Source organism: Nisaea sp. (assembly GCF_040217065.1).
Lineage (GTDB): Bacteria > Pseudomonadota > Alphaproteobacteria > Thalassobaculales > Thalassobaculaceae > Nisaea.
In genome coordinates, this window is the sequence record NZ_JAVJNX010000009.1 from 46,758 (window position 1) to 67,215 (window position 20,458).

Consider the following 20,458-nt stretch of genomic DNA (forward strand, 5'->3'; position numbering starts at 1 on the left):
TTGAGTGTCTGCTTACTGGGTAAGTGAGTGTGAGCCGGATTCGGGGCCGAGCGATCCATGATGTTGTAAAGGCCGGCGCTCCGGACGTTTGGCCGCAACTTTCCGAACCGGACCATCTTGCTCCCGGCGCTCTCTGATGTGAGTGCCTCAAACTGTAACGGCGTGCCGTCAACTCGGAAGCGCGTCGGCACCGAAAATTCCTTCCACGAAGGATGACAATTCCTCCGAAAATTTCAGGTTCATGTGAGCATTCTTGTTTCGATCCGGAAAGGGAGGGATCAGATCGCCGGTTTTCTCAAGCTGGATACCGTGCCGCTTGTAGAAAACGCGAATCGCTTCAACGGTCTCCATCGGCCGCGCTCGCAAATCCTCATATTTCAGGTCCAGAACCTGTTCGGGTGAAAATTGTGATACCTGCATTGCCTGTTCGTCAATCAGGGTGCGCGCCTGAAGGACAATCTGCTCTATCGGATTTGAGACTTTATCGAGGGCCGCCTGATCTCTGACATGCGCACCATAATATATGTCGAGGTCGCCATAACGCTCAATCCGTGCATTCAGCAGAGAATTGCATATGTGCCACGGAGAGCGAGTGAGATTCAGGACAAGGATCGGTCCCAATCCCGCACTGATTTCGGTCAAATTACTTCCGGCGAGCGGAGAATCGAAAAGCAGCGGTGCCTGGAGTGTTCGCTCCATGATACCCAGTGTCCGCTTCAAGCTGGACCAGTCAACGGCACGGGTGACATGATGTTCGGGTCCGTCAAGCGACAGCCACTTGCGCCAGAACCAGCCCCATTCATGAGGCTCGAAAACGCCTTCCGTATTGCCGAACCGGGATGAAAAGGAACTTGTGAAGATTTCCGGCGCGAGTTGCGCTTGAAGTGCTGCACCGACTACCGGAGCGTTCCAGAAGCGTGCCATGAGGTTTGAGACGTATCCGAGCCGGAACGAAGAAATCAGGACCTGTTGCAGGAGTGTGGAGCCTCCTCTTGGAGGCGCGGCGATAAAGCAGGGAGGCCATTGCAGGACTGATGCCGACCCGTCTGCCGTGAGATCGAGGCTGCCCAGATGGTCGTTGGCCTGCCGGAGGATGTCGGAGGCGAGATGGCTCATCTGGTCACAAGAAGTTCTTGTGGTACTGGTCGGCGGCCTCGGGGTTGAGGACCGTGTGAGCCAGATGGTTCATCCCGTGATACCGGCAGCCGCCGGGGCATTTCGACAGGTCCAGTTTGGTCGACAGCGACAGGATTTTCTCTTCGATAAGATCCAGATCGTCATCCATGGTTCCGACCGGGATTCTGTGCGGACCGCAGTAGACGACGGCGCCGTCCTCATAGAGATTGAGGTTAAAGAAGCCGGCTACGCAACGGTCGTATTTGAGGATGTTCCGGTCTGCCTCCTCGGAAAGAATTTGATGCGGTCGATAATAGATCGTGAAATCGCGACTCTCGAAGTCCTGCCTCACTTTCGCAACGATCGGGGTAATGTCCTCGAAGGTGAGGTTGTTCTTGTCAATGCGTTCCCCGACGGAACCGCGGTTGAAAACCGGTTTCACGGAGAAATAATCGGCTCCGATTTCGGATGCGTTTCTGGCCGCCTGATGCAGATCGCTCAGATTATGATGGTGCGTCGCATATTGGATCCCAATGGTCGGGGTACCGCTCTTCCGCTGTGCAATGATCGAAGCCAAGTTTTCCATGATCTTCGGATAATGCTGCGGGCGCACGTCATGCATCCAGGCATGCATTTCGCTACTGCCAGCATCGAGGCTTATGCGGAGATATGTGAAGCAATCAAGGACATCCTGCTCGAACCGATCAAGCAGGAACCCGTTTGTGAACATACCCTGCTCAATGCCGAGGCCGTGGACGGCACGGACCAATTCTCCGAAACGCGGATAGGCGGTCGGCTCGCCGTTACCAACATACCCCACGGCCTTCAGACCGCGCTCTCGTGCTTTCGTCAGCCACGCGAGCAGCAGGTCGAAATCCATCATCTTCGCCTTGTCGAGCTGGTACTCGTAGGCCGTGCACCACAAACATCTGTGATTGCAGTAATTACCAAGGCTCAGAGTAACATGAACGGGGAACTGCTTGTCGCCGCGCGCAAGTTTGTCGAGCTTATCCCGATGGTAGATGAGTTTTTCAAAGCCTAGGATGTCCATTCTGTTCATCCTCCTGAGCGAACGTACACGTTTTACTATCCAGTCAAACTAGCATGAAGGTAGCTGTTCATCCATTGCTACCGTGAAACACGTCCTGCCCGGCCTTCAGACGGGTAAACAGGACGTCCTGTACGACTGGATGCATGTACCAGTCCGGTAGGCGTCTGCCTGCCAGGAGTGCTGCTCGGGCTTCGGTGCCTGAAATCGCTTGAGGGTCTTGTGCTTCCCTGGTCGGAACATACTGACCGCTGGCTAGATCGTAGGCGTATGCATCGAAGAATATCGGCGTTATCCCGAGATCGGGAAGAGATTTGAAGAATGCCTGAGCCGCATCAGCGGCATAAAAATCGCCGACTCCGGTATGATCCCGGCCGACGACAAAGTGGGTGCACCCCATATTCTTGCGGCAGAGTGCCGTGAAGACCGCTTCCCGTGGTCCAGCGTAGCGAGAATAGGTCGCAAATCCACCCAGGACGACTTTGCCTCTACTGTAGATTCCAGTCTGAAGCAGTGCCTCGTAGCTCTCTAAGATCGGCGCGGAGAGAAAGTCGCCCGGCTTTTTGAACCCGAGTACCGGGCTTATGAGCAACCCGTCCGCATTGGCGCGTTCCAGTGCTTCGAGCTGCAGGTGCGTATGCACCTGATGGGCAACGTTTCTGCTGTGGAATCCAACCACGCGGGTCCAGCCCTTTTGCGCCAGGATGTCCCGGACTGTTGCTGGTGGCAGCCGATAGGGAGAGTCGGATCCCCGGGTGGCCGCGACAAGGGCGAGTTTGCCGGCAACGAAATGGCTTCCCCTCCCTTCCAGACTCCGGATTCCCGGATGGTTCCTATCTTGCGTGCCGAACCAATCTGAAGCCAGCGCATCGAGATTGGCTTCGTAGATCTCGGAAATGTCGAGGATCGAGTGCAGTTGATTCTGTGCGTTGCGGATGGCCACACGTTGTCCAACGGAAAGAGCTCTTGCCTGGTCTGCCGATACAGGCAGAACGATCGGCAGGGGCCAGACAGTCCCGTCCAGCAGCCTGTTGTCCGACAGGACTGATCTGAGCTCTTCCTTGCCCAGGAAGCGATCGATGGGGGAGTAGGTGCCATGACAGATTTGCTCGATATCACTGAGCGCCATGTCATCGGCGTGCAGGCTGGGAAGGGAGTCCTGTTCTGCCAGAGCAATCGTGTCCGCATCGGCAGTTCCTGAAACCAGGATGCCGCCGTGAGGTTGGTTTGCAGCGATCTCGATGGTTGGCGTGGTTGCCAGCATGCCCGTGTCGCTGCGAAACTGCTGGATCAAACGGCGGATCATGGCGGCGCAGGCGACCGGATGGTCGCCGATCGCGGTTTCGGCCGCCAGCACCAGACCGTCCGCACCGTCCAGCAGGGTATTATAGATGTCGTTGATTTCCGCACGTGTTGGCACCGGGGAAACCACCATTGATTCGAGGAGATTGGTGGCGACATAGACCGGTGTGCCAACCTTCTTCGCAGTCTGGATGATCCGTTTTTGGGTGATCGGAAGGCGTTCTATCGGCACCTCGCGGGACAGATCCCCGCGATCGATCAGGATTGCATCCGCGGCGCGCGCAATGTCCGTGCAATGAGCCAATCCGCTTCTGCTCTCGATCTTTGCGATGATATGCGCGTCTTCGCTGGCGAGTTGCCTCAGAAGATCGACATCGCTCGCCGAGTTGGCAAAGGACAGAGCAAAATGCCTGATGCCCAGCCCGCGCCCGATGGTGACGGCCTGGCGGTCCTTGTCGGTAAGCGGCTGCAACCTGAGCGGTCGGTTGACTGAGACAGCCTTGTTGGAGCCGACAGTGCCGCCGGTAATGACACGCGCGCGTGCATCATGCTCATTCAGTTCAACTATCTGAATCATCACGGCGTTGAAATCGATCATGATGAGATCGCCGACCTCGAGCAGCGATAAGGCATAAGCCGGATAGAGGCTGAACTGGCCAGAGTCTCCGAGCATAGGCTCAGCGACCAAATGAACCTTCATGTGCTCGGCGAGTTCTATGGTTCCTGTGCGCATCTTGCCGGTGCGGATCTGTGCCCCCTCTGTATCGAGGCTGATCGGTACGGCGCTATGTTCCTGAACGAATTTCACCCGATCCGAAATCTCATCTACCGCGGTATGCGACAGATTGATTCGGAACAGATCGACGCCGAGTGCGTCCAGCTTTCGGATTACAGAGCCTTCGAACGAGGCCGGTCCAAGGGTGCAAAGAAGGTTCATTTGAGACCGCTTCCAAGGTTCGGTTTTGGAGAAAATGGAGCAAGAGCAACGATAATGCCAGACGACTGTGGCCTGTAATTTGCTTGGGGGTCAGCGCAATATTACGAATATGATATACAGGGGCAATGCGGTGGCGGTTTCTTCGCATCCTGTGGGTAGAACCGACCGACATAAAGGACGCAGATGGTGAAGCACACAGAGTTCCCGATTCATGTTGATATCGACCTGAGCACCAAGTGTAATCTGCGCTGCAGTTTTTGCCATCTCAGTTATTTTAAACCGAAGAGCTGGACCCAGATATCAGCAGATCAGTTTAAAGCTGTTGAACCGTTGCTCCCTCACCTGAAATCGATGACGCTTTTCAGCAAGTACGAGGTGTTAACGTGTCGCGATTTTATTCCGATATTCGAGAAAATCTCGTCTTACGACATCGAAACCTATTTTTCGACAAACGGCATCCTGCTTGAGGATGACATCCTCGACGTTCTTGTTGGAAACCTGACATATCTCACCGTGTCCGTGACCGGTTTTGATCGAAAATCCTACGAACGCCATATGGGCCTGGATCGATTGGACGTCGTGCGCGAAAGATTGAAGCGCCTGAATGAGAAAAAGAGAGAGCGGAATACGGATCTGCCAAAATTGCGCATCTCAACTGTCGGAATGTTAAGCACTCTGGATGATTTGCCCAAAGCCATCGATTTTGCAGACGAGTTTGAGGCGAGCGAAGGGGTGCAGGTTACCTATTTGAAGGCTCACGGTGACGAGATGGTGCGTGAAATGCCTTTGAATGACCCGACGAAGTTCCAGAAAGCCTGCGATCTGGCCCAAGCTCACGCAGATAGTCTCGGTGTTGCGTTCGAGCAGCAGGGCGGCACTGTCGACGAAATTGTCGAAGCCACGAAGGACTTGGGACACCGTTACTGCTCAATGCCCTGGTACAGGCTTTCTATTCAACCGGATGGCGACGTGTACCCCTGCCCCTTAACCTCCAGTCCGATCGGTAATCTGAACGAGCAGCCGATTGAAGAAATCTGGAACGGCGAAAGCCTGGCGGCTTTCAGGGCAAGGGTAAATGTGGTTGAGGGGCAAAACGAGGATTGCCGCAATTGCACGCATTGCCGACATCGGAATGTGCTCGATCCGGCCGCCAATGATTTCTCGACGGCGCAATCCTATGTCGCTGGTATGACCCGTATAGTTTCTGAATGATCGGATTGATTTTTCATCGAGGGTGCAACCTTTTTGAAGCAGAAAATTCGATCGCGGGAATCAAGGAATGCCGTGATCTGGTTCCTTGGCGACCTGTTGAAATCGATGTGGCCGTGACAAAGGATCGTATTCCGGTCCTGTTGCATGACCTCTCTCTGGATCGGCTATTCGGTCTGCGCCGTACCATTCTCGAGGTCACTCTTGGCGAATTACGGGACATAACAGGCGCTTCGAATGTCGCCACCCTGGCGGAAGCACTCGACGCATTTCCGCATACCCAGTTCGAGCTCGATTTGCGTGACGATGCCTCCTCCGCGCTGTTTCCTGAGAGCAGTCTTTCGGCGACTGACCTTCCGGAAGATCCCGCCCCTGCCCTGCTTGAGGGCATTGAGCCTTTAATACAGAACGATGCGGGGAACCGTCTTCGACTTATCGTCGGCCTCCCAAGCACGTATGCGCGCCTCAAGAGACTTTTTCCAAGCGCTCATCTCAGCCTCGCGGAGCGGAGCTGCCGCGCATTTCTGACGGAATTGACCAAAGACGCTTCTGCACCGGCTCCTGTTGACGGTCTTGACCGCCTATATGTTCGCTTCCGGACGGTGTCCCCCGAATTGACCGAGCAACTGCATCAAAGAGGCTTCACTGTCTGCCTGACAGCGTCGTTTCCCTGTAGAAGTTTGGAGAACTCGCGCCGGGTTGCGCAGTGTGCGATTTCGTCATCTGTTGACTACGTCATGGTCAGCCCTGTCGACATGGAACTGGTTGAGCTTTTGGAGAGAAGCTAGTGAAGAAGAGTTTTCCTGCGCCTGCGGAGCAGCTTCAGGAGGTGATGAGCCGCACATATCTGGAAAAACGAGTAAGTGGCCCTCTACCTGCCTCCAACTCTCAGCAGCTCGTAACCTGGTTGATAAAGCTGTTGCTTGGTTTGCCGAGCGATGTCCTGGCGTCAGTTATCTCACGGTTATGTGCGCAGGCCGTAACCAGCGGCAAGGAAGAAACCGTAACTGAATACTTTGATTCACAGCTTGAAGTTCAACCCACAGCGCAATTTCTGGAGGCGATCGCGGCTGAGAAAAGCCCAACCGTCCTCTTTGTTGCCAGGCGTCCGTATTTCACGATTTTGAGGGAAGCCCTTCATCTCAGAGACCTTGGCTGGAAATGTTATCTTCTCCATAGCCTGCCCATTAATGAGGATGTTCAGCGGTCTCTGGATGAAGCATTTGCTGGGCGCCTGCAGACAGCCAATCACCAGCTGTTCATTGAACGGCTGGTACGAGCAGCATCGGCTGATATCGTTCATGTTCAATGCTGGATGTTTGATTACATTCTCGGCGCCGGCATTGTCAGGGCGGTTACCGATGTCCCGGTTGTTTGCGAATTTTATGATGTGACATCGCTCTATGCTGATGAGGCGTTCCTTAAGACAAACTGGGAAGCTTCGGCGGTCGACCTTGATTTGGCCATGGAGCGAATCATTTTTCGCGAAGCCGATGCGGTTGTGACCCGATTTGCACCTGAAGCCCTGGTCGAACTTGAAGCGCGCCATGACCATCTGACCGAGGTCATCCAGTTCTGGCCGTATCCCTCGAATCACTACATCAACTATGGAACCGGCCCGGCATCTGCCTCCGATGGAAAAATGCGCTTCGTGTTTGCCGGCGGAGTTTTTCCTATGAACAACGATCATCCATCGGAACTTTTCCCTGGAAGAGGGTTGTTGCCTGCGGCAGAGAAACTCTTGAAGCAGGGGTATGCCGTTGATGTTCTGCACGATCCGAACCGACCGCTGTCTCCGGCAGATGCAACTTACCGCGCCTACTTTGAATTTGCCGACCTGCACCCCGAGTTCCGTTTGCTGAACGGCCTTCCGGCGGACAAAGTTGCCGGTGCGTTATCCGAGTATGATTTCGGAATGATTCTGTTCGATATGCCTGCCGGTGTGCTGAAGACCAGAGCCGGGCTTTTGGATTGGGGGATCGGTACCAAGCTGTTTACGTACCTGGAGGCGGGACTTCCGGTGATCGTGAATCGTGAATATGGCTATATGGCCAAGATTATCGAGGACAACGATATTGGTATCGCGGTCTCGAGCGGAGAGATTGAATCTGTATCAAACCGTATCAGCGCCTTGGATCTGCCGAACCTTAGAAAAAACGTTCGCTGCTACAATGAAAAACACGGAATGAGCTCTGAGATCAGTCGATTAGCCGAATTGTATAACGGGCTTATGTCGTGGGATCGATAGGAGATCATCACAGTATTCACAGGAACTCCATCAATCGACGGTCGATATCCGGATATCAAATATTGGTCGCGGCATTATGTTGCTGAAGAGCCGGAAGGACGACGTACCGGCAAAAATGGTGGTCCAGGTTTTCGGGCACCTTATCCAGGCGCTCCGCCAAAACATCCAGGAATGACGGGGTTCCGCTGTGATTGCCCACATAAAGTGGTTTGTTCAGCGCCCATATTCGGGCGGGTGTTAAGAAATCGCTTCGTAATATCTGTGATATCAATTCTTCTGTGGGGGTATCAGTAACAATCCTCTTCGGGAAATAGGCGCTGCTAACCCGTTCCTCTTCATTGAATTCGATTGTCGAGCAAATGAAATTGCGAATGTCGTTCAAGACCAACATGCGTTCCGTTCGGATCCCGGTTGCTAAAGCACTGTCTGCGAAACCGTTATCGGTCGCGGAGAAGTTAAGTGACAGAAGGTTTTTCAGGAGATCCCGCGAAGCATAGAGGATCTGCGGTTGCATCGTCCGGATCTCAACTCCTTGCTCGCCTAATACATTAAGTCTGGAGGGGTCGGATGGCACAGTACTGGTGCCGTCGGCAACCGCATAGGCCGTCACTAGGCTCGAGAGATTGTTGAGAAACAGGCGCTCGAGCACCTCCGCCTAGGGTCTGTACCCAATTGGGGATTTCCCCCGACTTGTGGACATGATTCACTTCTGCGCAAGTGCAGGAGGTGAATGTGGATGATCGGCGGGTGGTCAATGGGATATTCTATGTCCTGCGCACCGGCCCCCTTGGCGCGATGTGCCGGAGCGCTACGGCCCCTACACGACTGTCTACAACCGGTTCAACCGCTGGGCCAAGCGCGGTATCTGGTTGAAAGTCTTCGAGGAACTGGCACAGCGCTCGCAGCACTCGCTGCACCTGATCGACAGTTCCATCGTCCGCGCCCACCAGCACGCGGCGGGCGGAAGAAAGGGGGCGCGGATCACGCCATTGGCCGTTCTCGTGGCGGATTGAGCACCAAGATCCACGCGGTGGTCGACCACGACGGCTTGCCCGTGAAACTCCTGATCACGCCTGGGCAAACGTCCGACAAGACCGCCACCCCGACCCTGCTCGGGGCGCTGCCGCCAGGCACGGTCGTCGCCGACAGGGGCTATGACAGCCGCGCCCTTTTGGACTTGGTGCGCGAAAAGGGCGGCGTGGCGCATATCCCGACCCAGAGCCGAGTGCGCATTCAACGCAGCGTTCCCACCAAACTCTACCGCCAGCGCAACCTGGTCGAGCGGTTCTTCTGCAATCTCAAACAGTTCCGCCGGATCGCGACCCGGTTCGAGAAGCACGCCACAAACTTCATGCCTGCCGTAGCCCTCGCTTCTTCAAGAATTTGGTTGCGTGCAATTGAGTCCACGCCCTAGGCAAACCATAACGGACACACCATTTTTATTGATGGTCCACAAGACAGTTTATGTGCACCACATATAATGAAGCACTGAAATGTAGATTCATACAATCGAAATACACATAAAGACACTTGCAGCTAAAGCGCGGCTTATTGAAGTGTTTTTTCAGTTAGCCCACATAATTAGTGACCCGCAGAAGGTTTGAATAATCCTTCAGTAGGCAAATATGTCTCAATCCTCGTTACCGTTAGCTGTGGAAAGTTCGCCCTTCTCGGACAAATTCACATTAATCGGCACTGATGACCGCAGGTGCAGATCCCGCTGCGGAAATGGAAACACGACATCGTTCTCATGATAAAGGTCCCACAGGCGCAGCTGGACCGCGCTGCGGACGTTTGCGACACCGTTTTGCGGATCGTTTATCCAGAAGCGCAGCTCAAGCACCACAGCGTTGTCACCAAATTCGATCAGGTGACAGACGGGTTTCGGTTCCTTGAGCACGCGGTCTACACCATCTGCGGCTTCAACGGCCAGGGCCCGTGCTTTGTGGACATCAGCCCCGTAATCGATGCCGACAGGAACTTTCTGACGCACCATCCGGTCTGAGAAAGACCAGTTTTCCACGCGTTGGGAGATCAGTTCCTCGTTCGGAATGAGGTGTTCGGTGCCGTCCCGGGTAATGACCGACACATAGCGGGCGCCAAGGGTGTTGATCCAGCCGAACGTGTCCCCGATCGCAATGACATCGCCCGGCTTCACCGACCTGTCCAGCAGCAGAATGACCCCGCTTACCAGATTGGACACGACCTTCTGGAGCCCGAAACCGATGCCGAGACCAACGGCACCGCCGAAAACGGCGAAAGCGGTCAGGTCGATTCCGACGCTCTCCAGCGCCAGAACGAAGCCGAGCACATAAAGAAAAACACGGACAAACTTGTTTGCCAGGGCCTGCACGCTCGGGGTGAGCGCATCTGTGCCCGCTATTCTTCTCTCCGCCAGGCGCGATAACAGGCCGGCCAGATACAGGAACAGTGTCAGGGCAAGGCCGGCTTCGATAACGCCAAGGACCGATATGCGGATCGTGCCGAAGCTGATCGCCATGGTCTCAAGAGCGACCAGCATGGGATCGAGCAGATCCAGGATGTTCAGCGCCGCGACCGACCAGGCGATGACCGCTACCAGACGCGCCCCGAAAGGGTTGCGGATGACACCGGACGCGAGCCGGATCGCGATCCAGGCTGCGAGCAGACTGACCACTCCCTCCAGCAACCGGGCCGGCCAATCGCCACTTCGCGCCGCAAACGCGGCAAGCCAAAGCAGGAATATCCAGATGATCGACCAGCTGAGCGGTTTCAGGGCGCTCGCCACGGGCCGGGAGTACCGCCGGTACCGGCCCGTTTTCGGGCCGACGTCCAGCAATCGTTCAAGGGATGGAGCGGCAAGGCGTGCGATAGCCAGCAAGCCCGCAGCCGCCGTCACCTGCACGACATTGGCGACGACGAACACGTAGGTGTCGATCCAGGCAATCCCGAACTCAAGCCACCGGGAGAATGCCTCCAAGGCCGTGTGCAAGCCAAGATCCATCGGCCCGAGCCCGCCCCCTGCCCGGTCGGACCCGGCCCTATCTCACGACCAGCACCGACCGCTTGGTGTGCGACACGACGTAGCTGGTCGCCGGACTGATCAGGAAGTCAGACATTTCCGGCCTGTGCGGCGCCATGACGATCAGATCGCAATCCAGTTTTTCCGCCGCTTTCGTGATTTCCTCTCGGATCACGCCATGGCCCACGTGACTGTCGCCACGAATGCCTTCCGGAATCCGCTCGACGGCGAACGCATGGAGTTGTTCGGCGGCATGCGCCAGCGCCTTCGCCTCGAAATCCTCCGGCAGGTACAGGCTGACGGCCGCCATGCCGATCCTCGGCACGACGGTGACCAGATGCAATGTCCCCTTGAAGGTCTGCACGAGTTCAAGGGCCACAGGCAGGGATTTCTCCCAGGAACTGTCATGTTCCAGATCAATCGGGAGCAATATTGATTTATACATTGCAGCGTCCTCCTAAGCCTGATTTTCGGCGGTGCCGGCAGCTGGGTCACGGCGCGCTCTGCTGCGTTGCAGGGCCACCAGGCCGCCCAGAAAGATGACCGCGGGGATATACATCAGATATTTGGACGGCTGGTCGACAGGCTGCAGCACGACCGCAATCTCCTGGTCCCAATCGAGCCCGGCTTCCTTGGCCGGGGAATCGAAGGCGACGTCGTCGATCATGACCTTCTCGCCGTCCTGACGCAAAGTCAGTCCCGCGCTCTCGATCCGTTCCGGGCCGGTGCCGCTGCCGTTCACCGGCAGCAGAACGACCCAGCTTCGTGCATTGCCGACATCGTCGATGCCGTTGATCCGGAGCTGGATCTTCTCCCCGTCCGGGGTTTCGGCGAAGGCGTCTGCAAGCTCCGTCGGCGACCGTTCGACCGAGGGCGGAGAAATCATGTCCATCCAGAAACCGGGCCGGAAGAAGGTGAAGGCGAGCAGCAGCAACAGCACCGTCTCCCAGGGCTTGTTCCGGGCCAGGAACCACCCTTGGGTGCCGGCCGCGAACAGGAGCATGGCCCCTGTCGCGACCAGGAAGATGAACAATCCGTGGATGAAATCAACACCGATCAGCAGCAGTTCGGTGTTGAAGATGAACAGGAACGGCAAGGCCGCAGTGCGCAGGGAATAGAAGAAGGCCACGAACCCGGTCTTGATCGGCTCGCCTCCCGACACGGCGGCGGCGGCAAAGGATGCCAGGCCGACCGGCGGCGTCACATCCGCCATGATGCCGAAATAGAACACGAACAGATGCACCGCGATGAGCGGCACGATCAGTCCGTTCTGTTGTCCCAGGGTGACGATGACCGGGGCAAGCAGGGCCGAGACCACGATGTAGTTCGCCGTGGTCGGCAGGCCCATGCCCAGGATCAGCGACAGGATGGCGGTGAGGAAGAGAATGGCCAGCAGGTTGCCGCCGGACAGGACCTCGACGACATCGGCCAGGGCCGAGCCGACACCGGTCTGGCTGACGACGCCGACAATGATGCCGGCCGTGGCCGTCGCGATGCCGATGCCGATCATGTTCCGGGCGCCGGTGACGAGACCGTCCAGCAGTTCGAACCAGCCGCGCTTGACTTCGGTCGCCATGTCGCTGTCGGCCCGGAAATAGGCAAACAGCGGGCGCTGGGTCAGCAGGATGAAGATCATCAGGACCGAACCCCAGAAGGCGGACAGGCCGGGCGACAGCTGCTCCACCATCAGGCACCAGACCAGCACGATGACCGGCAGCAGGAAATGCAGGCCGGACTTGATGGTCGGCGCCGGCGCCGGCAGGCGCAGGATGGGCTCGTCCGGATCGTCCATCTTCAGGTCGGGGTAGGTCGCGGCGAAGCGGACGAGCAGGACATAGGCTGCGCCGATCATCGCCAGCACCACCAGCGAGGCATAGCCGCCGAGCACGGGGCGCATCCAGCCAAGACCGTAGTAAACGGCCATGGACAGGCCCGAGATGACGGCAACACCGAAGACGAAACCGATCAGCCGCTGCATCCAGGGCTTCGGCTCCACGGCCCGCGGCAGGCCTTCCATGCCGAGCTTCATCGCTTCCAGATGAACGATATAGACCAGCGCGATGTAGCTGATCAGGGCCGGCAGGAAGGCATGTTTGACCACGTCGAAATAGGGAATGCCGACATATTCGACCATCAGGAACGCCGCGGCGCCCATCACGGGCGGCATGATCTGCCCGTTGACGGAGGATGCCACCTCGACGGCGCCGGCTTTCTCGGCGCTGAACCCGACGCGTTTCATCAGCGGGATGGTGAAGGTGCCCGTGGTCACCACGTTGGCGATCGAGGAGCCGGAGATCAGGCCGGTCATGGCCGAGGCGACGACGGCGGCCTTGGCCGGCCCTCCCCGCATGTGGCCCATCAGGGAAAAGGCGACCTGGATGAAGTAGTTTCCGGCGCCGGCCTTGTCGAGCAGTGCGCCGAACAGGACGAACAGGAAGACGAAGCTCGTCGACACGCCAAGCGCGATGCCGAACACGCCCTCGGTGGTGATCCAGTGGTGGTTCACCACTTCGGAGAGCGAGTTGCCCTTATGGGCGATGATGCCCGGCATGTAGGGGCCGAGGAAGGTGTACAGCAGAAACACCGAGGCGACGATGGCAAGAGCAGGCCCGAGGGCCCGGCGGGTTGCTTCAAGCAGCAGGATGACGCCGATGACGGCGACGACCATGTCCTGCGTGATGGGGGCGCCTACACGATCTGCGATGTCACGGTAGAAAATGAACAGATACGATGCGGTCGCCGCGCCCAGAAAGGCGAAGACGATATCCGTGATCGGGATGTAGTCGCGCGGTGATTTCGAAAAAGCGGGATAGGCCAGGAAGGCCAGGAAAATGGCGAAGGCCAGATGGATCGAGCGCGCCTCGGTGTCGTTGAACACACCGAAATGAACGACGAAGGGCAGCGGGGATGCGAACCAGAGCTGGAACAGTGACCAGGCGAGGGCAATCGAGAACATGACCGTTGTGGTTTTCGGCCCCGGATTTCGTGCACCCGTATCCGCTGCCGCGACCAGACCTTCAAGGTCGACCGGATCGGCAGGAGTGCCCTTATCGCTTGTCGTTTGGCTCATGGTTTGCCTCCGTGGCCGATGCTTTCGGGATGCCAAGTATCATCCAGCTGACTGGGATTTCATTCTTGCAAGAGAGGGTTCCGCCGCCGATATGGCGGCGGAACCTTTGATCAGGCTGGATTACTTCAACCAGCCTTTTTCTTTGTAGTACTTGGCCGCGCCGCTATGCAGCGGTGCCGACAGACCGCCGGAAATCATGTCCGACTCTTTCAGGTTGGCGAAAGCCGGATGCAGCTTCTTGAACCGGTCGAAATTGTCGAAGACTGCCGCGACGACCTGGTAAACGACATCGTCAGGCACCGTGGCCGAGGAGACGAAGGTCGCTTTCACGCCGAAAGTCTTGGTGTCGGAATCGTTGCCCCGATACATGCCGCCAGGAACCGTGGCGTGCGCGTAGTAAGGGTTTTCGCTGACCAGTTTGTCGATCGCCGGACCGGTGACCGGGATCAGCACCGCGTCCGTGGTGGTGGTCGCCTCCTGGATCGAGCCGTTCGGATGACCGGCGGTGAAGACGATCGCATCAACCTTGTTGTCGCCGAGCGCCGCTGCCTGCTCGGAAGACTTCAGCTCTGAAGCCAGTGCAAACGCGTCTTCGGACCATCCGAGCGCATCCAGGACAACACCCATCGTCGCCCGCTGACCGGAGCCAGGATTGCCGACATTGACCCGCTTGCCTTTCAGATCGTCGAAAGTCGTGGCGCCGGAATCTTTTCTGGCAACAACCGTGAAGGGCTCACCATGTACGGAGAACACGGCACGAAGATCCTTGTACGCGCCATCGGACTCGAATTTGGCGGAGCCGTTATAGGCATGATACTGCCAATCGGACTGGGCGACGCCCATATCCTGGTTACCGGCCTTGATGGCGTTGATGTTGGCGATGGATCCACCCGTGGACGGCGCCGTGCATTTGATGCCGTGCTTGGAGGTGTTGCGGTTCACCAGCTTGCAGATGGACTGGCCCACGACGAAATAGACGCCGGTCTGACCGCCTGTGCCGATGGTGATGAATTTCTCTTCCGCGGCTATGGCGGGTGTCCCCGCGGCCAGGACATGCCCGGCCAGGAGGGCCGCTGCGGAAAATGCGAGATACTTTTTCATTTCAATCTCCCTGTGATTGCTAGACGGTTTACCCGTCGGGGTGGTTACCTCTACCCTAATTTATATAAACTTGTGATTTTTTGAATGCATTCCTTTCACAGCAATAATTTCAGGCGCTTATCGTTCCGAGTGGATATCGGATATGACGAACGCTCTCGTCCGGCGCAGAGACCTTGTGCCGCCAGACCTGACCGGGCCAGCGATACTCGACCTCGCCGCGGGCCGACCAATAGGCTGCCGTATACAGGGTGCCGAAGCCACGATCATAGGCCGTGGAGTATAACGGCGGCCGCTGAAAAGCCCCAATGAACCTGTCTGCCGGCTCCTTGTGCAGGGTCAACCGTTGCAGCAGGTATCGCTCTCGCTCGACCGTTGCCGTGGCCCGTGCGTGCCGGTGCCATTCCACTTCCTTCTGGTGATTGGTGGCGACCGGAGAATCGGTGATTACCGCCTTCCGGTCCGGCGACAGATAAGCCGTAAAATGCAACCCTTTGCGGTCAACCACGGTCACGTTGTAGGCCATGTGACAGGGGATGCGTTTCAAGGCCTTTTCGGCTTCCGCGGTATTGCGGCAGAATTCCAGCAGATAGCGGATGATGATCGGAACGCCGAAACCGTCGCCGACGATGGTCCTGCCTCCGAATGTCAGGGAAACCGCCAATCCATCCTCGTTCATTCCGTCGACCAGTCCGAACAGACCGTCAGTCATGCCCAGGACATTCCTGCGGTTCCAGTGAGAGCCGAGAATGACACCGTCGGACAGTGTCGGCGGGTAATCGTAATTACGGACCAGCAATGGCTCGTTCCCTTGCCAGACGGCCTGCGAACAACCGGAAAGGTAGGGGGGCGGACAATAGTAGCTGAGGAACCTGGCCGCCAGATCGCCGCCGCCCGCCAGTTGCACCAGCCGCTCATACGTTGGCACTAGCTCTGGCATATACTGCTGCATGGCGCGCAGACCGGCCAGATAGGTCTGCCGGGCTTCGATGCCGTCAGACAGGAACCACCGCTGATATGCCGGCCAGTGATAGTCGAAGAGCGCGCGCCAACGTTCCCCGGCCGTGGCTTCGGCCACGGCCTGGAACGTCAGCACCGCCTCATTATTGGTGTTCGGCACCAAAACGCAGGCCTCTCAAAGCATCTTGAATGCAGGCGCACCCGTATCAGCCGGCAGAGCGCTGGGCAGCGGGCGGGCCCTGTACTGGTTCTTGATGCCGTCGATCCAGGCCTTTGAGCGTTTCGTCAGGCCGAACCGGTTGCCCATCGCCCGGCCGCGCGTGATCAGGATCCCGAGATCCGCGCCTTCATAGCGGAAATCGCCGGTGCCGCTGATCCGCAGGAAGAACGCTTCCTGTTCGCTGCTGACGGCGCGCCGGTGATAGTCGAACCGGTTATATTCGACACTGCCGTCCGGCAGCATGTGCCAGATCCCGCTCTCAGGCGCATGGGTGATGATGTCGACATCGTCATCGGTATGCTTGATCACCATCTGGCACCAGCCGTCGATATTGTCCGGATCGGCCCAGCGGTTGTTGAGTTCCTCAACATCAAGATCGAAATCGACGCCGGAGAACTCCAGCAGGTGGAACAGGAACAGCGGTGCATCGGCATGCGCGAACGCAGCGTGGTTGGTCATCGAACTGGCGCCGGTGACACGCGGATTGCACTCGCCAAGATAGATTTCGCCCGTATCCTGGTCGATCAGGAAATCCAATTCGAAATATCCGCGATAACCCTCGGCAACCAGCTGGTTGCCGAAATCGTAGGTGTATTTGCGGGCAGCATCACGGATCTTCTGATCGAATGCATCGGCAAAGATCTCGTTGCCGCACCAGCCGCCCCGATAGGGGGTCAGTTCCTTGAAGCCGACAAGTTCGGTCATCAGCGGCCCGACGATGGTGCCTTTCTTCGTCGCGCAGGCCTCGATCGCGGACCCCCTGCAGGTGATCCGTTTCATGATCTTGATTTCGCCCTTGCCGACGATCTCGTGCTCGTGGCGGCGGAAGTCGGCCTCGGTCTTGATGAAGAAAGTGGTGTGGCCTGAATCGCCGAAGGCCGACTGCAGAACAAGATCTTTGCCGATCGGCTTTGCGACTTCCTGCAGATGCTCCCAGCTCTTCACGACGGAGAGCACATTGGGGACGCTGGGCACGCCGGCCTTGTTGCCGATCCGGACCGTTTCAATCTTGTGATCGATCTTTTCGCGCAGTTTCGCCTTGGGAAACCAGACCTGGATTCCCAGCTCCTTGCAGATTTTCTCAACACGTTCGTCGAACATCAGGAACACCGCTTTCGGCTTTCCACCCTTCGACTTGATGAAGTCGATGACCTCTTTGTGCTCAAGCAGATAGGCGTTTATGTCCTCGATCGACTCGAACTCGGGATGCGGCTGCTCTGTCGGGACAAACGTATTCGGATGTCGCCCATCATAACAATCTATGTAATTGATATAATGGAAGTTCTTGCACCATTCATCAATGCCGAGAAGGTTGAAGTTCGTGGCGCTGATGAAGAAGATCGGATCTTCGTTCCTGTGGAAATACCGCCGGACTTCGGAGATGTTCTTGAGATGTTTTTTCGGCGCTTTCGGGCGCGGGGTTCTTGCGACCGGTTTTTTGCTTTTAGCCTTGGCTGCCATTTTCGAGCTCCCTGCGTTTGTGCTCATGTTTTTTGTATCGTTTGTTGTGGTCTCGCGGTCTCAGAGGCGGTTGTTGAGAGCCTCCTCCGTGAAGACGCGTAGACCGAGATCCGGCCTGTATCCGTGTATTTCCTTCACATCGAGGTTGCGCAGAAATTCGATGATTTCCGCGCTGATGACCTGTCCGGGGACGAGGATCGGGAAGCCGGGTGGATATGGAATGACGAAAGTTGCCGAGACGACCTCGCGTCCTGCATTCATCGCCGTATCGAGGGTTCCGTCTGTCAGGCCGAGATACTCGCATTCACCTTCGCCATAGGCGAGGAAGTAGGCGGATCGCATGTCTCCTTCCGGCGTGGTGCCGTCCGGATCCGGCCTGAAGGCATTGTGAAAGCGCGAGAAATCGGGCAGCGGCGGCAGATCATAGGTCAGTGAGTGGACCTTGCGCTCCTGCACCTTGCGCTCTGGCCCGCTCATGTCCTCCGCCTGCTCTTCGAGTTCGTTGGCGATCTTCACCAGGACCTCGATCAGGTACGCTATCGAACTCCGCGTGGTGCCGATATTGGTCATGAACAGCACGGTGTTTCGCGAGGTCTTGTTGACCTGGATGCCGAACTTGTCCATCAGGATTTCGTTCTTGAAACTGTCGCCGTCCAGGCCCGTTCCGCCGACGAAAAGCGTCACCCTCGTGGCATCGAGGCAGAATTCGTCGCCAGCCCAGGCGTCCCAGATCTCGTTCCAGCCACGCTCCGGGTCGTAATAGCTTTCAATGCCGGATTGCCGGTGGCTGGCCGGGATCATGTCCCCGACCGTCAACACCTTGAAATGCTTGCTGAGCAGTGGATGTGTGCGGATCCGCTGACGCAGGATCATGGCCTGCTCCACCTGCTTCTGAACCAGCTCGAAACCTTCCAGTTCCACCTGGCGCCGGCCAACATCCAGCGATGCCAGAATCTGGTAGTTCGGCGAGGTCGATGTGTGGGTCATGTAGGCTTCGTGGAACGATTCCTCGACTTTCGAGCTGAAATCCTGATCGTGCATATGGATCATCGAGCCCTGGCGCAGGGCTGTCAGGGTCTTGTGCGTGGATTGTGTCGTATAGACCCTGATGCGCACCTTGTCGGGGTCCGGATAGAGATGCTTGCCGAGATGCGCCTCGACGTCGTCCGGATCGATCTTCGCCAGCTGCTTCTGTTTGCTGGCATAGAGCTTCCGGTACTCGGCGGAGCGGTACTTCTTGCGCAATGTCTCTGCGGCATGCATCCCGGTGCGGGTCCGGTAGGTCGGCCCGAACCGGGCAAAGCCGAACCATGCCTCGTCCCACAGGAAGACCAGGTCCGGTTTGATTGCCAGACACTCTTCCATGAACCGTTCGACATTGTAGACGATGCCGTCGAACGTGCAGTTGGTGAGCAGCAGCATCTTGACGCGGTCGAGCTTGCCGGCCTTGCGCAACTCCAGCAGGTTCCTCTTGATATCCCGGAGAGGAACCGCGCCGTACATGGAATATTCATGAAGCGGATAGGAGTCGAGATAGATCGCCTCCGCGCCGGTCAGGACGAGGCCGTAATGATGCGACTTGTGGCAGTCACGATCGACCAGAACGATGTCGCCCGGTCTCACGAGTGCCTGCACGACAATCTTGTTGCAGGTTGATGTTCCGTTGGTCGCAAAGAAGGTCTGGCGGGAGCCGAAAGCCCGCGCCGCCAGTTCCTGGGCTTTCTTGATCGGCCCGTGCGGTTCGAGCAGGGAATCCAGCCCGCCCGAGGTTGCCGATGTCTCCGCCATGAAGATGTTCATGCCGTAGAATTCGCCCATGTCCTTGATCCAGTGGGACTTGGCAATCGATTTCCCGCGCGAGATCGGCATGGCATGAAACACGCCGGTCGGCTGCTTCGAATAGTGCTTCAGCGCGTTGAAAAACGGCGTCTCGTAGCGGGAATCAATGCCGCGGAGAATGTTGGTGTGCAGTTCCAGGAAATCTTCCCGGTTGTAGAACACCCGGCGGCAGGCCGCGCCGACCCGGCCGGCAATATCCTCGACGGCCTGGTCCGTGACCAGGAAGAGATCCAGTTCCGGGCGCACGCTGGCGATGATATCGGCCAGCACGATGCCGTAGTCCTGCGGCTCCAGATCGTCGATATCGCCGTGCTGGGCCTGGTTGAGATAGCGCTGCAGGACCGGCATGTTGTGGTTCGAGTGCAGGCGGAAGCCGAACCGGATGACGACAGACTGGATGGCCTGGTTGAACAGGACGGCGATCAGGGCATCTTCGAAACTGTGCACGAAAACGGGCTCGTAGGTGAATCCGTCCTCTTCCCGGCGTAGATCGACGAGATTCTGGCGCTGCTGGCGCTGCTGCGACTGGCTCAGGTCATCGACGATGAGCACCTCGAAATAGGGCCGCCGGCGCATTCGCTCGTCCGGCTCTTCGTCTGCATCCTCGTCAACGGACGGATCGAGATGGGCGGACAAATTGACGTGCTTGCGGCGATAGCTCTCGCTCATCAAGGCGCCGACGATCTGTCCCACGAGATTGAAGAGCGTCTCGAAATCTTCTTCCTGCAGCAATCCGGCGATCTGATGGACGGCATGGCGCCCCGGGAAGGCAAAGTATTCCTCCATCGGGGTTAGCAAAGTGAGGAATTCACCAACCTGCTTTACGTCGTTTTCACGCCCGCGTCCCTCGGCGAGGCGCTGACACAGGTTTTTTACCTTGTTCCAAGTATCCGCTCTGAACGACGACGCGTTGTAGTACTGACTGAGAGAATGCTTGTCAGTAACCGCT

At 57.3% G+C, this 20,458-nt stretch carries 15 protein-coding genes and 1 pseudogene; 5 read left to right on the forward strand and 11 right to left on the reverse strand.

Annotation, left to right across the window (positions count from 1 at the left end; translation table 11 throughout):
- Positions 1-168: 168 nt before the first annotated feature.
- The 3 genes from RH950_RS12510 to RH950_RS12520 all read right to left on the reverse strand — a co-directional run bounded on the left by RH950_RS12510 (position 169) and on the right by RH950_RS12520 (position 4,403).
- The gene (locus RH950_RS12510) at positions 169-1,116 is read right to left on the reverse strand and encodes a sulfotransferase (protein ID WP_350057211.1); all 948 of its coding nucleotides are present in this window, start codon (positions 1,114-1,116) and stop codon (positions 169-171) included.
- A gap of 4 nt (positions 1,117-1,120) precedes the next feature.
- Positions 1,121-2,167 (reverse strand): radical SAM protein, encoded by a 1,047-nt coding sequence (locus tag RH950_RS12515; RefSeq protein WP_350057213.1) that lies wholly within the window; start codon positions 2,165-2,167, stop codon positions 1,121-1,123.
- Positions 2,168-2,234: 67 nt separating this feature from the next.
- Positions 2,235-4,403 (reverse strand): pyruvate kinase, encoded by a 2,169-nt coding sequence (locus tag RH950_RS12520; RefSeq protein ID WP_350057215.1) that lies wholly within the window; start codon positions 4,401-4,403, stop codon positions 2,235-2,237.
- 183 nt (positions 4,404-4,586) lie between these two features.
- Between RH950_RS12520 and RH950_RS12525 the strand changes: the two genes are divergently transcribed.
- From RH950_RS12525 to RH950_RS12535, 3 genes are read left to right on the forward strand one after another with little or no spacing between them, the layout of a single operon-like run.
- The gene (locus RH950_RS12525) at positions 4,587-5,615 is read left to right on the forward strand and encodes a radical SAM/SPASM domain-containing protein (protein WP_350057217.1); all 1,029 of its coding nucleotides are present in this window, start codon (positions 4,587-4,589) and stop codon (positions 5,613-5,615) included.
- Positions 5,612-6,400, forward strand: coding sequence for a glycerophosphodiester phosphodiesterase (locus RH950_RS12530; RefSeq protein ID WP_350057219.1), 789 nt, complete (start codon positions 5,612-5,614; stop codon positions 6,398-6,400). Before RH950_RS12525 ends, RH950_RS12530 begins: the two co-directional genes overlap by 4 nt.
- Positions 6,400-7,860 (forward strand): glycosyltransferase, encoded by a 1,461-nt coding sequence (locus tag RH950_RS12535; protein WP_350057221.1) that lies wholly within the window; start codon positions 6,400-6,402, stop codon positions 7,858-7,860. Before RH950_RS12530 ends, RH950_RS12535 begins: the two co-directional genes overlap by 1 nt.
- Before the next feature lie 55 nt (positions 7,861-7,915).
- Here the strand turns inward: RH950_RS12535 and RH950_RS12540 are convergent, their stop codons facing one another.
- On the reverse strand, positions 7,916-8,509 hold the full coding sequence (locus RH950_RS12540; RefSeq protein WP_350057223.1) for a hypothetical protein: 594 nt from the start codon (positions 8,507-8,509) through the stop codon (positions 7,916-7,918).
- A gap of 148 nt (positions 8,510-8,657) precedes the next feature.
- On the opposite strand from RH950_RS12540, the pseudogene RH950_RS12545 reads away from it, so the two are divergent.
- Together RH950_RS12545 and RH950_RS12550 are read left to right on the forward strand one after the other, a co-directional pair.
- Positions 8,658-8,729 (forward strand): annotated as a pseudogene (locus tag RH950_RS12545) (hypothetical protein); the annotation flags it as partial.
- Positions 8,726-9,274, forward strand: a complete 549-nt coding sequence (locus RH950_RS12550) for an IS5 family transposase (RefSeq protein WP_350058528.1) — start codon at positions 8,726-8,728, stop codon at positions 9,272-9,274. The pseudogene RH950_RS12545 and the gene RH950_RS12550, both read left to right, overlap by 4 nt.
- A 216-nt stretch (positions 9,275-9,490) precedes the next feature.
- Here RH950_RS12550 and RH950_RS12555 read toward each other — a convergent pair whose 3' ends face one another.
- The 7 genes from RH950_RS12555 to RH950_RS12585 all read right to left on the reverse strand — a co-directional run bounded on the left by RH950_RS12555 (position 9,491) and on the right by RH950_RS12585 (position 20,295).
- A complete protein-coding gene (locus tag RH950_RS12555) occupies positions 9,491-10,831 on the reverse strand; it encodes a mechanosensitive ion channel family protein (RefSeq protein WP_350057225.1) in 1,341 nt (446 codons plus the stop codon).
- Between the two features lie 49 nt (positions 10,832-10,880).
- Positions 10,881-11,306, reverse strand: coding sequence for a universal stress protein (locus RH950_RS12560; RefSeq protein ID WP_350057227.1), 426 nt, complete (start codon positions 11,304-11,306; stop codon positions 10,881-10,883).
- A gap of 12 nt (positions 11,307-11,318) precedes the next feature.
- The gene (locus RH950_RS12565) at positions 11,319-13,931 is read right to left on the reverse strand and encodes a TRAP transporter permease (RefSeq protein ID WP_350057229.1); all 2,613 of its coding nucleotides are present in this window, start codon (positions 13,929-13,931) and stop codon (positions 11,319-11,321) included.
- Between the two features lie 120 nt (positions 13,932-14,051).
- Positions 14,052-15,032 carry a TAXI family TRAP transporter solute-binding subunit gene (locus tag RH950_RS12570; protein WP_350057231.1) on the reverse strand — a complete coding sequence of 327 codons (981 nt, stop codon included), beginning with the start codon at positions 15,030-15,032 and terminating at the stop codon, positions 14,052-14,054.
- 109 nt (positions 15,033-15,141) lie between these two features.
- Positions 15,142-16,149, reverse strand: coding sequence for a C45 family autoproteolytic acyltransferase/hydrolase (locus RH950_RS12575; RefSeq protein ID WP_350057233.1), 1,008 nt, complete (start codon positions 16,147-16,149; stop codon positions 15,142-15,144).
- 15 nt (positions 16,150-16,164) lie between these two features.
- Positions 16,165-17,670, reverse strand: coding sequence for a biotin carboxylase (locus RH950_RS12580; protein WP_350057235.1), 1,506 nt, complete (start codon positions 17,668-17,670; stop codon positions 16,165-16,167).
- Between the two features lie 60 nt (positions 17,671-17,730).
- Positions 17,731-20,295 carry an aminotransferase class I/II-fold pyridoxal phosphate-dependent enzyme gene (locus RH950_RS12585; RefSeq protein ID WP_350057237.1) on the reverse strand — a complete coding sequence of 855 codons (2,565 nt, stop codon included), beginning with the start codon at positions 20,293-20,295 and terminating at the stop codon, positions 17,731-17,733.
- Positions 20,296-20,458 lie beyond the last annotated feature (163 nt).